Annotated in this window: 17 protein-coding genes and 1 tRNA gene; 10 read left to right on the top strand and 8 right to left on the bottom strand. The window is 60.1% G+C overall.

Going from position 1 to position 14,176, the window contains the following annotated elements; all coding sequences use genetic code 11:
- Positions 1 to 6: 6 nt before the first annotated feature.
- The 4 genes from ABI213_RS06060 to ABI213_RS06045 form a co-directional block, all read right to left on the bottom strand.
- Positions 7 to 1,431 carry a di-heme oxidoredictase family protein gene (locus tag ABI213_RS06060; protein WP_348007623.1) on the bottom strand — a complete coding sequence of 475 codons (1,425 nt, stop codon included), beginning with the start codon at positions 1,429 to 1,431 and terminating at the stop codon, positions 7 to 9.
- Positions 1,432 to 1,435: 4 nt separating this feature from the next.
- Positions 1,436 to 2,560, bottom strand: a complete 1,125-nt coding sequence (locus tag ABI213_RS06055) for an imelysin family protein (protein WP_348007634.1) — start codon at positions 2,558 to 2,560, stop codon at positions 1,436 to 1,438.
- A 142-nt stretch (positions 2,561 to 2,702) separates the two neighbouring features.
- On the bottom strand, positions 2,703 to 3,635 hold the full coding sequence (locus ABI213_RS06050; RefSeq protein ID WP_348007624.1) for an exopolyphosphatase: 933 nt from the start codon (positions 3,633 to 3,635) through the stop codon (positions 2,703 to 2,705).
- A gap of 76 nt (positions 3,636 to 3,711) precedes the next feature.
- Complete coding sequence (locus ABI213_RS06045; RefSeq protein ID WP_348007625.1) at positions 3,712 to 4,860, bottom strand: alpha-hydroxy acid oxidase; 1,149 nt, start codon at positions 4,858 to 4,860, stop codon at positions 3,712 to 3,714.
- Between the two features lie 131 nt (positions 4,861 to 4,991).
- On the opposite strand from ABI213_RS06045, the gene ABI213_RS06040 reads away from it, so the two are divergent.
- Together ABI213_RS06040 and greB are read left to right on the top strand one after the other, a co-directional pair.
- A tRNA-Arg gene (locus ABI213_RS06040) sits at positions 4,992 to 5,068 on the top strand.
- Between the two features lie 75 nt (positions 5,069 to 5,143).
- Entirely contained in the window at positions 5,144 to 5,707 is a 564-nt protein-coding gene (gene greB, locus ABI213_RS06035) for a transcription elongation factor GreB (RefSeq protein WP_348007626.1), read from the top strand.
- Between the two features lie 9 nt (positions 5,708 to 5,716).
- On the opposite strand, the gene ABI213_RS06030 is transcribed toward greB, so the two are convergent.
- The 3 genes from ABI213_RS06030 to gmk all read right to left on the bottom strand — a co-directional run bounded on the left by ABI213_RS06030 (position 5,717) and on the right by gmk (position 8,928).
- On the bottom strand, positions 5,717 to 7,873 hold the full coding sequence (locus tag ABI213_RS06030) for a bifunctional (p)ppGpp synthetase/guanosine-3',5'-bis(diphosphate) 3'-pyrophosphohydrolase (RefSeq protein WP_348007635.1): 2,157 nt from the start codon (positions 7,871 to 7,873) through the stop codon (positions 5,717 to 5,719).
- Between the two features lie 213 nt (positions 7,874 to 8,086).
- Positions 8,087 to 8,290 carry a DNA-directed RNA polymerase subunit omega gene (gene rpoZ, locus ABI213_RS06025; protein WP_295955342.1) on the bottom strand — a complete coding sequence of 68 codons (204 nt, stop codon included), beginning with the start codon at positions 8,288 to 8,290 and terminating at the stop codon, positions 8,087 to 8,089.
- Positions 8,291 to 8,307: 17 nt separating this feature from the next.
- Positions 8,308 to 8,928: a guanylate kinase gene (gene gmk / locus ABI213_RS06020; RefSeq protein ID WP_348007627.1), complete on the bottom strand. Its 621-nt coding sequence runs from the start codon at positions 8,926 to 8,928 to the stop codon at positions 8,308 to 8,310.
- 102 nt (positions 8,929 to 9,030) lie between these two features.
- Here gmk and hisI point away from each other — a divergent pair, with 102 nt between their 5' ends.
- From hisI to tatC, 7 genes are all read left to right on the top strand, one after another.
- Positions 9,031 to 9,435 (top strand): phosphoribosyl-AMP cyclohydrolase, encoded by a 405-nt coding sequence (hisI, locus tag ABI213_RS06015; protein WP_348007628.1) that lies wholly within the window; start codon positions 9,031 to 9,033, stop codon positions 9,433 to 9,435.
- 5 nt (positions 9,436 to 9,440) lie between these two features.
- On the top strand, positions 9,441 to 9,821 hold the full coding sequence (locus ABI213_RS06010) for a phosphoribosyl-ATP diphosphatase (protein WP_348007629.1): 381 nt from the start codon (positions 9,441 to 9,443) through the stop codon (positions 9,819 to 9,821).
- Complete coding sequence (locus tag ABI213_RS06005) at positions 9,818 to 10,213, top strand: hypothetical protein (RefSeq protein WP_348026411.1); 396 nt, start codon at positions 9,818 to 9,820, stop codon at positions 10,211 to 10,213. The genes ABI213_RS06010 and ABI213_RS06005 overlap by 4 nt, the downstream gene beginning before the upstream one ends.
- Positions 10,210 to 10,578: a histidine triad nucleotide-binding protein gene (locus ABI213_RS06000; protein ID WP_348007631.1), complete on the top strand. Its 369-nt coding sequence runs from the start codon at positions 10,210 to 10,212 to the stop codon at positions 10,576 to 10,578. Before ABI213_RS06005 ends, ABI213_RS06000 begins: the two co-directional genes overlap by 4 nt.
- An 85-nt stretch (positions 10,579 to 10,663) precedes the next feature.
- A complete protein-coding gene (tatA, locus tag ABI213_RS05995; RefSeq protein WP_348007520.1) occupies positions 10,664 to 10,900 on the top strand; it encodes a Sec-independent protein translocase subunit TatA in 237 nt (78 codons plus the stop codon).
- Positions 10,901 to 10,915: 15 nt separating this feature from the next.
- A complete protein-coding gene (gene tatB, locus ABI213_RS05990; RefSeq protein ID WP_348007521.1) occupies positions 10,916 to 11,383 on the top strand; it encodes a Sec-independent protein translocase protein TatB in 468 nt (155 codons plus the stop codon).
- A 65-nt stretch (positions 11,384 to 11,448) separates the two neighbouring features.
- Positions 11,449 to 12,243 carry a twin-arginine translocase subunit TatC gene (tatC, locus tag ABI213_RS05985; RefSeq protein ID WP_348007522.1) on the top strand — a complete coding sequence of 265 codons (795 nt, stop codon included), beginning with the start codon at positions 11,449 to 11,451 and terminating at the stop codon, positions 12,241 to 12,243.
- A 58-nt stretch (positions 12,244 to 12,301) separates the two neighbouring features.
- Here the strand turns inward: tatC and ABI213_RS05980 are convergent, their stop codons facing one another.
- The gene (locus ABI213_RS05980) at positions 12,302 to 13,447 is read right to left on the bottom strand and encodes a trypsin-like peptidase domain-containing protein (RefSeq protein WP_348007523.1); all 1,146 of its coding nucleotides are present in this window, start codon (positions 13,445 to 13,447) and stop codon (positions 12,302 to 12,304) included.
- 289 nt (positions 13,448 to 13,736) lie between these two features.
- Here ABI213_RS05980 and ABI213_RS05975 point away from each other — a divergent pair.
- A partial coding sequence (locus ABI213_RS05975) for an MFS transporter (protein ID WP_348026409.1) occupies positions 13,737 to 14,176 on the top strand: 440 nt, incomplete at its 3' end.

The raw sequence follows: 14,176 nt of genomic DNA, 5'->3' as shown, positions 1-14,176 counted from the left end.
TTTCTGTCAGAGAGAGTTGACGAATTTCACCAGCGCATCGCGGTCGGCTTTGGGCATTTTCAACACCTGCTGGCGGGCCGTATCGGCTTCGCCGCCGTGCCACAAAATGGCTTCCATCGTATTGCGGGCGCGGCCGTCGTGCAGTTGGAAGCTGTGGCCGTTCACGTCGGGCACCAAGCCCAGCGCCCATAGCGGCGGGGTGCGCCACTGCTGGCCGTTGGCTAGGCCGTCCGGGCGGCTATCGGCCAGTCCCTTGCCCATGTCGTGCAGCAGCAGGTCGGTGTAGGGGCTGATTTTTTGCCCACTCAGAGACGGAAACGGGGACGTGCCGGTGGTGTAGCTGGGCCGATGGCAGACGGCGCATTGGGCCTGGGCAAACAGGGCCTGGCCGCGCCGCACGTCTACGTCGTTGAAGTCGCGCCGGGCGGGTACACCCAGCGTGGCTTGGTACTGGATGACTTTGCCCAAGAGGATGTTGTCGATTTCTGGTCCACCGTGGTCGCCGCCGCGCGGGGCTTTCAGGCAGTTGGTTTGCTTGGGCGTGCAATTCTCGTTGGGGAACTTCTCAGAGGTGATGCCGATGTCGCCGTTGAAGGCGGCGGCCGTCTGGTGTGCCAGGCTGCCGGTATTGGCCTTCCAGCCAAAGCGGCCCAGCACCTCTTTGCCTGCAAACGGGTCAAACACCCGGTTGGCCATGCCTTTGATGGCATCGGTACGGCTGCTTTGCTGCTGTACGTTGTTCAGGATGTCGGCCTCAGAAATGGCTTCCAGCAAGCCTACGCCGGGCAGTTGCTGCGCCAGGCGCGGGCTGACCATGGTTTTAGGCTGCATGGGACCGTAGCCCAGGTGGTCGAAGCGGTACTGCGGGCTGCGCAGGCTGTAGCGGGTGCCGTCGGCAAACTGGCCTGCATGTTCGGTGTAGCGCACGTGCACTTGGCCCTCGGGTTTCACGTCTTGCACGGCGGCGTTGGCAAACTGGTCGCCGTAGGTGGGTTCGGGGAAGGGTTTGCCGTCTGCGCCCATGACCGACAGGCGAAACAGCAGGGCAATCGGTTGCTCGATGGTCCAGCCGTGTTTGAAGTTGTTGGGCGGCGCGCCGCGGCCGTCCTGGTTGTGGCAGCCACCGCAAGATCGGGCGATGAACAGCGGCCCCAGACCATCGCGGGCGGCGGTGGAGGAGGGGGCTTCGACCCAGTTGCGGCGAAAAAACGAGTTGCCGATGGCGAAGGTGGTGCGCCCGTCTTCGTCCAGATTGGCCGCAGGGAAGGAGAAGGCATTCAGCCCGACTTCAAAGACGGTGGTGTCGCCACCGGGTTTTTCTTCTGCGGGATCGACCGTGGTGGGGCTTGCCAGCGTCAGCCATGCGGCGCTGACCCCGGCACCTGCCAGGGCCAGCGCAAATGGTGTGCGCCAGTGCTTCAAAAGGCGCATGGGTTTAATTGCCCTTGGGTTCGGCGATGCTCAGTTTGGCAATGCCAATGGCTTTGGCTGCATCGACAAAGTCTTTGCTTTGCAGCTTGAGCGAATCGACCACCGCTTGCACGCGTTTACGGCCTTCCGCATCCACGATCTCGCGGTCAAACGGGGCGTGGATGGCCTCCGCTGCTTTAACGCTGGTGGCAATTTGCGCACTGGTGCGATCGGCAATGGCGGGATCTTTGGCGGCTACCAGGTCGCGCAGCGATGCGCCTTGCAAGACGCTGCCGTCAGCACGTTTGTAGCGGCCCAGCCAGACGTTTTCGATGCCCAGGGCATCGGTCACGATGTCGCGGTGGGTGTTGTCGGAGAAGCAGGATTGTTCGTCCTCCTGGTTCTTGGACGCCAGCGCCACTTCCATGCGCTCACCGGCCAGTTCACCGCGTGACAGGGAGCCGATACCCACCAGGATACGGCGCAGGGAGTCGGTGCCCGACTTTTCAAACTTGGCGCGGTAGTTCTTGGCATCGGGTGCCCAGGCCTTGGTGACGGTCTGCATGTCGGCAATCAGCAAGTCAACGACGACGGTCAGGTATTCACGGCGGCGGTTGGCATGGGGGGTTTTGCCGTTCACAAAGTCTTCAAACGAACGGTCGCCCGGGCCGGTTTCGCTCAGGTCCTGGCCCCAGAGCAGAAATTCGATGGCGTGCCAGCCGGTGGCGATGTTTTCTTCGCCGCTGCGCTGGTTCAGGCCGGTCAGGGTTTTGGCGTTGATCTTGACCTTGGGGTTGTTGATGATGCCGGATTGGGGCCTGCCGACCACGTAGTCCACATAGGCCTCGTCCATGGGCCAGGAGTTGACGTTGCCTTCAGGGCCGTTTTTGTCGTCGATGGGGCCCGCGTAGAAGCGGAAGGCTTCGGTTTGGCCGTAGAACTCGCGGGCATCCAACCAAGCTTTGCGGGCTTTGGCCAGGCCTTCGGCACTGGGGGCGGCATTGAATGCGGTAATCGCCGTTTGCAGTGCCTGGGCCGCGGTCAGCGTGTCTGCGTAGCTGGCATAAACCAGCTTGCTGTAGTCGGCGGCGACAGTGGCCGCAGTGACGGGGGCGGTCGTTTGGGCAGTGGCGGCAAAAGCCGTCAGCAGTGCGGCACTCAGCACAAGAGATTTCACGGCGCAGGTCCTTGGTGTCCCTACCCGCGAACCGCAAGACTTTTGCGGTTGACGCGGACAGGTCAAAAACCCATTGTAATGAGATTGATTCTCGATACGATTCGCGCCGATGAATTTATCCGTCCAGGTTGATCTGGGTGATGAGCTTTTGCAGTACCGCGGCGGCTTGGTCGTTTTCTACCTGGCAGGTGCCCGCCGCATGGTGGCCGCCACCACCGTAGGTCAGCATCAGCTCGCCTACATTGGTCTTGCTGCTGCGGTCCAGAATGGACTTGCCGGTGGCCAACACGGTGTTTTGCTTTTGTACGCCCCACATGACGTGGATGGAAATGTTGCACTGCGGGAACAGCGCATACACCATGAAACGGTTGGTGGCCCAGATGGTTTCTTCTTCGCGCAGGTCCAGTACCACCAGATTGCCGTGGACCGTAGCGCAGCGCTGGATCTGGGCCTTGGCTTTGTCGGCGTGCTCCTGGTAGATGTCGATGCGCTCTTTGACATCGGGCAGCGACAGAATGTCTTCGATGCCGTGGTCGCGACAGTATTGGATCAAATCCATCATCAGCGCGTAGTTGCTGATGCGGAATTCCCGAAAACGCCCTAGGCCGGTGCGCGCATCCATCAGGTAATTCAGTAGCACCCAGCCTTCGGGTTGCATGATTTCGTCGCGTACGTACTGGGCGGAGTCGGCTTTGTCTACCGCATCCATCATGTCCACGGTGATGTTGGGGAAGGCTTTTTCACCGCCGTAGTAGTCAAACACCACGCGCGCCGCCGACGGTGCGTTTGCATCAATCACATGGTTTTTGAGCCCGCTCTGGTTGCGGATGGTCTCGGACGCATGGTGGTCAAACGCGATATGGGCCGCCGCCACATAGGGCAGGTTGGTGGTGATGTCGTTGGCCGTGATGGCTACTTTGCCATCTTGCATGTCCTTGGGGTGGACGAACTTGATCTCGTTGATCATGTCCAGCTCGTTGAGCAGCACCGCACACACCAGCCCGTCGAAATCACTGCGCGTGACCAAGCGAAATTTTTCTGTGCCCATGGAGTTCATCCTTTTTGCCGTGTTGGCGGTTACAAAATGTGCAACGATTATGCCGCCAAGGCCACGAAATGCTGGGCTAAAACGTGCCGGGCAACAGAATGCTTTTATCCACGGTCGTGATCTGGGTGTGGCCGCAAAAAGCCATGGTGACATCCAGCTCTTTGTGCAGGATCTCCAGACATTTGGTGACCCCGGCCTCGCCCATCGCGCCCAGCCCGTACAAAAAGCTGCGCCCAATCATGGTGCCGCGTGCGCCCAAGGCCCAGGCCTTTAAAACATCCTGGCCAGAGCGGATGCCGCTGTCCATCCAGACCTCGATCTGTGAGCCAACCGCGTCCACGATGGCAGGCAGTGCTTCGATGGCGCTGGGGGCTCCGTCGAGCTGGCGGCCACCGTGGTTGGACACCACCATGGCATCTGCGCCGCTGTTGGCGGCCAGGCGGGCATCTTCTGCGTCCATGATGCCTTTGAGGATCAGCTTGCCGCCCCAGCGCTTTTTGATCCACTCGACATCGTTCCAGTCGAGCTGGGGGTCAAACTGCTCCTTGGTCCAGGCGCTGAGCGACGACATATCGCTGACGTTCTTGGCGTGACCCACCAGGTTGCCAAAAGTGTGGCGGCGCGTGCCAGCCATGCCCAGGCACCAGCGCGGCTTGGTCATCAGATTCAGGATGTTGGCTAGCGTGGGCTTGGGCGGCGCGGTCATGCCGTTTTTCAAATCCTTGTGGCGCTGGCCCAGCACCTGCAGGTCCAGTGTCAGCACCAACGCCGAGCAACCCGCGGCCTTGGCGCGGTCCATCAGCGCTTCCATGAAGGCGCGGTCGCGCATCCAGTACAGCTGGAACCAGAAAGGCGCCTTGGTGTGGGCGGCAATGTCTTCCAGCGAGCAGATGCTCATGGTGGACAGGGTGAACGGAATGCCGAACTTTTCGGCTGCTCGCGCGGCCAGAATTTCGCCATCGGCGTGTTGCATGCCGGTCAGGCCGGTGGGGGCGATGGCCACCGGCATGGCGGCATCCTGGCCCACCATCTTCACCCGGGTGCTGCGGTTGGCCATATTGACGGCGACCCGTTGGCGCAGCTTGATCTTTTGGAAGTCGGCCGAATTAGCGCGGTAGGTGCCCTCGGTCCATGACCCAGAGTCGGCGTAGTCGTAAAACATGCGCGGCACGCGTTTTTGCGCCAGCACGCGCAGGTCTTCAATGTTGGTAATGACGTGGGGCAAAGGTGTCTCCTGAATGGCCTTAATGCTAGCGGGCTTAGGGAGGGAGTGGGCTGAAGAAATTTTGAGGCAGGCCGCATTTTTCTCAAACAGCTTTACTGCTACCCGAAATCCGTTGTAGAATCGTAAACTTAGCGGCTGTAGCTCAGTTGGATAGAGTACTTGGCTACGAACCAAGGGGTCGTGGGTTCAATTCCTGCCAGCCGCACCAAATGTAGAAGCCCGTCATCGCAAGGTGACGGGCTTTTTACTTTTTACGCCCACTTCACGGTAAGGTAGCCAGCTTATGAGCAAAGCTTTTACCCGCGAAACCGATGCCGACCAAGACGACGACGACGATGCCCCGGCACCCGCGCCCTTGCCTGCAGGCAGCAAAAACTACATGACGCCCCAGGGCTACGCCCGCTTGCGTGCCGAATTCACCGAGTTGATGGAAGTGGAGCGCCCCAAAATCGTGGATGTCATCTATTGGGCGGCCAGCAATGGCGACCGCTCTGAAAACGGTGACTACATCTACGGTAAAAAACGCCTGCGCGAGATCGATAGGCGCATCCGCTTTTTGACCAAACGCCTGGAAATCGCCGAAGTGGTGGACCCCCGCGTGCACTTTGGCAACGACCAGATATTTTTTGGTGCCACGGTGGCGTACAAAGATGCCTCGGGCCAAGAGCGCACGGTCACTATTTATGGCATTGACGAGGCCGACACCGCCCAGGGGCAGGTCAGTTGGGTGTCCCCGATTGCCCGCGCGCTGCTTAAAGCCCGGGTGGGCGATGTGGTGCGCATGCAGTCTCCGGTGGGGGTGCAAGAGATCGAAGTGTTGCGGGTGGAGTACCCTGCGCCGCTTTGAGAATGTGTTCTAAGCCGCCGGTTTGGCGCGTACCGCCCGCAACACCGAGGGTGTGCGTTTGAGTTGGCGCAGAGCCACTTCCAAGTGGGCGTGGTCGCGCACCGACACCAGAAACCGCATGTCGGTGGCTTCCTGTTCGCCTTCTTGCCCCATATCCACGTGGGTGATGTCCACTTCAGCTGCAGACAGTGCGGCGGCGGCCTTGGCTAGTACACCCTTGCTATTCTTTACGGTGACAACGACACCCGTTTCAAAAGACCGTACAGGTTCATCCGCCCAGTCTACGGCAATGAAGCGTTCGCTGTCCTTGTACTGCAGGCGTTTAGCGACGGCGCAATCGTCGGTGTGCACCACAAGGCCTTCGCCGCGACCCAGGTAACCCACGATTGCATCGCCTGGAATCGGGCGGCAACAGCGGGCAAACTGAACCGAAGTGTTCTCGCTGCCATCCAGGACCACGGCACCTTGGGACAGACGCTCGTGTGCGGTGTAGCGTTCACGCGTCAGTAGCAATGCATCGGGCTTTTCACCGTTTTCGGTCAGCAAAGCTACCAGGCGTTTGGCCACGATGCTGGCTACCCGCTTGCCCATGCTGATGTCGGTGAGCAATTCGGTCCGCGTGCGGTTGCCGGTAAAGCGCAGCAGCTTGTCCCAGATCGGCTGGCCTTCCGCTGTGGCCTCAGGCAATCGCTCTAGCCCTTCGGCACGCAAGGCCTGGGTCAGCAGCTTTTCGCCCATGCTCTCAGATTCGGTTTGCGCCATGCTTTTCAGGTGGTGGCGGATCTTGGAGCGCGCCCGGCCAGTACGCACAAAACCCAGCCAGGCGGGATTCGGGGCCGATACCGGCGCGGTAATTACTTCAATGATGTCGCCATTGCGCAGCTCGGTACGCAAGGGCACCTGTTCTCCGTTGATTTTGGCGGCTACGGTGCGGTCACCTACATTGCTGTGGATGGCGTAGGCAAAGTCCACCACCGTGGCACCGCGCGGCATGGCCATGATTTGGCTTTTGGGGGTGAACACATAGACTGCATCGGGAAACAGATCGACTTTGACGTGGTCCCAGAACTCGGCGGCATCGCGGGTTTCGTCCTGGATGTCAAGCAGCGACTGCAGCCATTTGGTGCCCAGCCGCTCGGCGGTAGCGCTGTCGGTTTCGTTGTTTTTGTACAGCCAGTGCGCGGCCACGCCGGATTCCGCCACCAAGTGCATGGCCTCGGTGCGCATCTGGAATTCAACGTTGACGCTGGACGGGCCTACCAACGTGGTGTGCAGCGACTGGTAGCCGTTGAGCTTGGCAATCGCAATGTGGTCCTTGAACTTGCCGGGCACCGGTTTGTAGAGCTGGTGCAGCACGCCCAGTGCGGTGTAGCAATCGGTCACGCTGGTGACGATGACCCGGAAGCCATAAATATCGGTCACCTGGGCAAAGCTCAGGTGCTTGTCGTCCATCTTTTGGTAGATGGAGTACATCGTTTTCTCGCGCCCCGCAATACGAACCAAAATGTCTGTTTTCGCAAATGCAGCCTCGACTTCCTGCTGCACTTTTTGCACCAAATCGCGCCGTCGGTTGCGCGCTTTGGCTACAGCTTTGGCCAAAATTGCATAGCGCCAGGGCCGCAGGTGGCGAAACGAAAGATCTTGCAACTCGCGGTAAGTTTGGTTCAGCCCCAGGCGGTGGGCGATGGGGGCATAAATATCCAAGGTTTCCGAGGCGATGCGGGCCCACTTGGAGCGCGGCATGTCGCCCATGGTGCGCATATTGTGGGTGCGATCGGCCAGCTTGATCAGAATCACCCGCACGTCGCGGGCCATGGCCAGCAGCATTTTGCGAAACGATTCGGCCTGGTTTTCTTCGCGGGTGTTGAACTGCAGTTTGTCGAGTTTGGTCAACCCATCGACCAGCTCGGCCACCGGTGCACCAAAGCGTTCAATTAACTCCGGCTTGGTCACACCGCAGTCTTCCATGGCATCGTGCAGCAGGGCCGCCATCAGCGCCTGCGCATCCAGCTTCCAGGCGGCGCACTGGGCGGCGACGGCAATCGGGTGGGTGATATAGGGCTCGCCACTGTTGCGCAACTGCCCCAGATGGGCTTCGTCGGCAAACCGGTAGGCTTGGCGTACATGCTCTACGCTGGCGGCATCCAGATAGTGCAGGTTGGCCATCAGAGCAGCAAAGCTGGCGGCGGCGGCATTGGCGGCCGCTGGGCTGGGCGTGTGACCGCCTTTTTTGTGGGGAGGTTTAGGGGGCGAACCTTCTGCAGGGAAATGCTTGTCACTCATGGCTTGAATATAGCTTGCGCCTTGCATTTGCCTTGCGTGCAACAAAAAAGGCACCGCATTGCGGTGCCTTTTGAGGTGGGTTTAAGCCCAATGCGATCAGTTGGGTACTTTTTTGAGCATCTCGATGCCGACTTTACCCGCAGCGATTTCACGCAAGGCGGTGACTACCGGCTTGTTTTTGCTTTCGATCTTGGGGGCATGGCCTTGGCTAAGCATGCGTGCCCGGTACGTGGCGGCCAGCACCAGCTGGAAACGGTTGGGGATTTGCACCAGGCAATCTTCGACGGTGATACGGGCCATGATCTTCTTTCGGAAAACTAAACAATGTTCAGGGATTTGAAGGTGTCGGCTCGGGCACGGCGCTGGGCCGCAAATTTGAGCCGCTGGGCATGCACAATGGTTTTCAGGTCGAAAACTGCCCTGTCAAATAGCTCATTGATTATAACGAAGTCAAATTTATGGGCTTGTGCCATCTCAATGGCGGCATTTTCCAGGCGCAATGCGATCACATCGGGTGCATCTTCGCCCCGGCGCTCCAGCCGGGAACGCAGCTCTTCCCAACTGGGCGGTAGGATGAAAATCAGTACCGCATTGGCAAAAATCTGCTTGATCTGCACCGCACCCTGGAAGTCGATTTCCAGAATGACGTCCGACCCGAGTGCCATGCGCTCTTCAATGGCTTTTTTGGAGGTGCCGTAGCGGTTGCCATGCACTTCGGCCCACTCCACAAACGCATCGGCTGCCACCATGGCATCAAATTCAGACTGCGAGGCAAAGAAATATTCCCGCCCGTGTTTTTCCTGGCCGCGCGGGTCGCGCGTGGTGTGTGACACCGAGGGCTGCACCTTGGCATCCAGCTCCATCAAGGCCTTGACCAGGCTGGACTTGCCAGCACCGCTGGGGGCCGCTACGACGATCAAATTTCCGGGGTAGTCCATGCTGTGTTCACCGTACAGGCGGTCAAAAAATGGCACATTCTATATTTGCCTCATCCCCCAAGGCTGGGAGGTGCGCTTGTGCAATCGCTGACAATACGGCCTATGAATTGGCTAAACGATGTGAAATGGGACGCCCAAGGGCTGGTCCCGGTGATTGCGCAAGAGGCAAGCAGCGGCGATGTGCTGATGTTCGCCTGGATGAACCGCGAGGCGTTAGAGCAAACGGCGGCGCTGGGGCGTGCGGTGTATTTCAGTCGCTCGCGCAACCGGCTGTGGTTTAAAGGCGAAGAGTCGGGCCACGTGCAAACCGTGCACGAGATACGGCTGGATTGCGACAACGATGTCGTCCTTCTCAAAGTGACGCAGCTCGGCCACACCCCCGGAATTGCCTGCCACACGGGCCGTCACAGCTGCTTTTTCAGCCTGCTCGACACAGATGCCGCAGGCGACAAGGCCTGGAAAGCCACCGAACCGGTCTTGAAAGACCCGGAATCCATCTACAAGTAATGGCTATGACTTCTAATGACTCCCTGGCCCGGCTGGCCGCCACGATTGAGAGCCGCAAGGCGGCCAACGGCGGTGACCCCAGCGCCAGCTATGTGGCCCGGCTGCTGCACAAAGGGCCGGACGCGTTTCTGAAAAAAATGGGTGAAGAAGCCACCGAGGCCGTGATGGCCGCCAAGGATGCCGAATACGGTGGCAACACCCCCGCACTGCAGGCCAAGCTGGTGGGAGAGGTGGCCGACCTGTGGTTCCACTCCATGGTGGCGCTGGCGCACTTTGGCCTCAGCCCTGCCGACGTACTGGCCGAGCTGGAGCGCCGCGAAGGCACCAGCGGCATCGAAGAAAAAGCCTTGCGTAAAGTTTTAAGCCGAGAGGCGGAGTCCCCATGAACGACACCATCGACGTGCGCGCTATCGACAGCGAAAAGGCGCAGGATCTGAAAACCGTGGGCTGGGTCAGCTATTTGCTGCACTTGGTGGTGGCCGTCGGCGCGGTGATTCCAGGGGCGCAGCCCGGTGCGGTGCTGCTGATCGTGGCGTTGGTGATCGACCTAGTGAAAAAGAGCGAGGCCGAAGGCACCTGGCAGGCCAGCCACTTCAGCTGGCGCATCCGCTCGGTACTGTGGGCCGGGGTGCTATACGTGGTGACGGCCCCGTTGTGGTTTCTGTTCATCCTGCCGGGCTGGATCGCCTGGGGCTTGATTTCATTGTGGTTTTTGTACCGTATCGTACGGGGCATGGTGGCCATGAATGCCAGCCAGGCGGTAGGAGATGCTGTATGACCGTGCTGGCACATGACCCGAATTGCCTGTTTTGCAAAATCATTGCGGGCCAGATTCCGTCCAAAAAAGTCTATGAAGATGCAGAACTTTTGGCCTTCCACGACATCCATCCCTGGGCACCAGTACATTTTTTGATGGTGCCCAAGTTGCATATTCCGTCGATGGCGCAGTTGCAGCCCGAGCACGGGGCTTTGTTGGGGCGCATGATGGTGCTAGCCCCCCAACTGGCGGCCCAAGAGGGTTGCAGGCCTTACCCGCAGGGCGGGTTTCGGGTGATGGTGAATACGGGGGATGATGGCGGGCAGGAAGTGCACCATCTGCACTTGCATGTCATCGGTGGGCCGCGCCCCTGGCTAAAGGGTTAGTGAAGAGCTAAGGGTATCGCGAGGAATGGCGTAGACCGTCATCTGCGCCGTCTAAAATCAGAAACACTTTGTTAGGAGTTATTCCATGGGTTCTTTTTCTATTTGGCATTGGTTGATCGTGTTGTTGATCGTGGTGATGGTGTTTGGCACCAAGAAGCTGAAGAACATGGGCAGCGACCTCGGTGGCGCGGTCAAGGGGTTCAAAGACGGTATGAAGGACGGCGCTGCGTCGGTGGATGACGAAAAGCCCACCGCCCAGGTGTCTGCCAGCGCGGCTGCGCAAAAGAACACCATCGATGTTGAAGCCAAGACCAAGTCTTGATCTGGCGCGCCATCCGTGATTGATCTCGGCATTTCCAAAATGGCGCTGATTGGCGCGGTGGCGTTGATCGTCATCGGGCCGGAAAAGCTGCCGCGTGTGGCCCGCACCGTGGGCACTTTGCTGGGCAAGGCCCAGCGCTACGTGGCCGATGTCAAGGCCGAAGTTAGCCGATCCATGGACCTGGACGAGCTCAAGAAGATGAAGGAAACGATGGAAGGTGCGGCGCGCGACGTGCACCAGACCATCCAGACCAACGCCAGCGACTTCGAGAAGCAGTGGTCAGAAACCGATGCCACCCCTGCGGTGTCGGCCGATGCGTACACCACGTACCCCGAGTACAAGCTCCCGCACAAGCGCTGGCGCACCAAGCTGGGTGCCACGCCACAGTGGTACAAGGCCCGCGCCGGGGTGCGTACCAAGGCCTTGTCGGGTGCGGCCCGTGTGGCCCGCTTCCGGCCCAAGCCCACTTCTCAAAATACTTAAAAAATCAACAACCTGGGGCCTTTCGGCCTCGGTGTCATTCTGGGCCAGGCCCGGTTTAAAGCCCCATGTCCGATCCTCAAAAAACGCAAGACGACGAACTAGCCGGCACCGAGCAGCCCTTTGTGCAGCACCTGGTAGAGCTGCGCGACCGCCTGGTCAAGGCGCTGATTGCCGTCATGGTAGCCGCCGGTGGCCTGGCTTTGTACCCCGGCCCGGCACGGCTGTACGACATGTTGGCCCAACCGCTGGTGGCCACTATGCCCGCCGGCAGTACCTTGATCGCCACCTCGGTGATCTCGCCATTTCTGGTGCCCTTGCAGGTGATGTTCATGGTGGCGCTGATGCTGGCCTTGCCGTTTGTGCTTTGGCAGGTGTGGGCGTTTGTGGCGCCGGGCCTGTACGCGCACGAAAAGAAGCTGGTGCTGCCCCTGGTGGTGTCGAGCACCTTGCTGTTTTTCATTGGCGTGGCATTTTGCTACTTTTTCGTGTTCGGCCAGGTGTTCAAGTTCATCCAGAACTTTGCGCCGCACAGCATCAAGGCCACGCCCGATATCGAGGCCTACCTGAGCTTTGTGCTGACCATGTTCCTGGCCTTCGGCATGGCTTTTGAGGTGCCGATTGTGGTGGTGGTGCTGGCCCGCATGGGCCTGGTCAGCGTTGACAAGCTGAAGAGCTTTCGCGGCTACTTTGTGGTGCTGGCGTTTATCGTCGCCGCCATCGTGACCCCGCCCGACGTGGTGTCGCAACTGGCGCTGGCCATACCCATGTGTATCTTGTACGAGGTGGGCATCTGGGCGGCGCAGGTCTTCATCAAGCACACCCAGGCACCCGACGAAGAAGCTGTCTCTACAAAATCTTAGCCAAATCGGCCTCCAGCGCAAGTGCTACCTGCGCTGGAAGCTATTAAATTTGTAGTGCTTAGCGTTCCACCCGCGACGCGGGCTTGGGGCGTAGTCCCGGGGTCACTTCCAGCGCCAACTGCTTGTCCTGGCGCAGCACGCTGAACGGCGATGCCTTGCCAGGCTGCAGCATGGCGACGCTGGTCAGCAGCTCTGACACATTGTTCACTGGCTTGTTGCCCACTTGCACGATCACGTCGCCGGGCCGTATGCCTGCCAGCGAAGCGGGGCCGTTTTGCAGCACACCGGTGATGATCACGCCGTGGTCGGCTTTCACACCAAAGGTTTCGGCCAGCTCGGGCGATAGGTCGCTGGGCTCCACGCCGATCCAGCCGCGTTTAACCTGGCCGTCGGTGACGATGCCTTCCAGCACCAGCTTGGCGGTAGACACGGGGATGGCAAAGCCGATGCCCATGCTGCCACCCGAGCGCGAGTAGATGGCGGTGTTGATGCCCATCAGGTTGCCGTTCACGTCTACCAGCGCGCCGCCCGAATTGCCGGGGTTGATGGCCGCGTCGGTCTGGATGAAGTTTTCAAAGGTGTTGATGCCCAACTGGTTGCGGCCCAGCGCGCTGACGATGCCGCTGGTGACGGTTTGGCCCACGCCAAACGGGTTGCCGATGGCCAGCACCTGGTCGCCCACCAGTAGCGCATCCGAGCTGCCCAGCACCATCACCGGCAGCTTGTCGAGCTGGATCTTCAGCACGGCCAGGTCGGAATCGGGGTCGGTGCCGATCACTTTCGCCTGCACGTGGCGGCTGTCGTTTAGCGTGACTTCGATGGCGTCTGCGCCTTCGACCACGTGGTTGTTGGTCAGGATGTAGCCGTCCGGGCTGACGATTACGCCGCTGCCCAGGCCCACCTGGGCTTGCGCGCCGCGCTCGCCGTAGAAGAACTTGAACCAGGGATCGTCGCTGCGCGGGTCGCGCTCGGCCATTTTGCTGGTGTTGATACTGACCACGGCGGGCGAGGCTTTTTTGGCGGCCGCGCTGAAACTGCCGCTGGCGGGGAGGCTGGAGGTGCTGGCGGGCGCTTCGATCAGCGAAATGCTGGAGCCGCTGAACGGCCGCTTGCCCAGCCATTCGGGCTTGAGCGTGCCCACAACAAAATAGGCCGCCAGCAAAATGGTGGCGGTTTGGGCGAACAGGAGCCAGAGGCGCTTCATGGTGGGTGTGGAGTGTGGGATGGATGCAGCCTGATCAGGCCAGATGGGGTCCATTGTCTCCCATGCCAGGGCTGATTTAGGGGGCCGTGGGCCGCGTGAATCAGGGCCACCCCTTAGAATGCGGCCTTCGTCTGCGCCAGCGCCTCTGTTCCTGGCGGCCCTGCTGAACCCGCCGCGCCGCCAGTCCCGGCTCTTAGCCCGCCACCCTGGGCTGCTTGAACTTTTGCCTGCAAGCCATTCGGCCTGCACTACCCACGCTCAGCAGTTTCCTCTACTGCCCAAAGAAACCATGTCTTCTTCCCTTCCGTTGCCCGCAGGCGCACCTGTGCCGTCTTCTCCCTCTGGCCTGTCGCGCAAAGACGTAAACACCTTGGGCCTGTCCGCCCTGGGCGGCACGCTGGAGTTTTACGACTTTGTGATTTATGTGTTTTTTGCCGCCGTGCTGGGCAAGCAGTTCTTCCCGGTGGACATGCCCGACTGGCTGCGCCAGCTGCAGACCTTTGGCATCTTTGCCGCGGGTTATTTGTCGCGGCCCCTGGGCGGCATCATCATTGCGCATTTTGGCGATCTGCTGGGGCGCAAACGCATGTTCACCTTGAGCATTTTCATGATGGCCTTACCCACACTGGTGATCGGCCTGCTGCCTAATTACGCAAGGATCGGCGTAGCCGCGCCCTTGCTGCTGCTGGCCATGCGGGTGCTGCAAGGCGCAGCGATTGGCGGCGAAAT

Source organism: Rhodoferax sp. (genome assembly GCF_039922535.1).
Classification (GTDB): domain Bacteria; phylum Pseudomonadota; class Gammaproteobacteria; order Burkholderiales; family Burkholderiaceae_C; genus Rhodoferax_B.
This window is presented reverse-complemented; position numbering and strand designations above follow the sequence as displayed.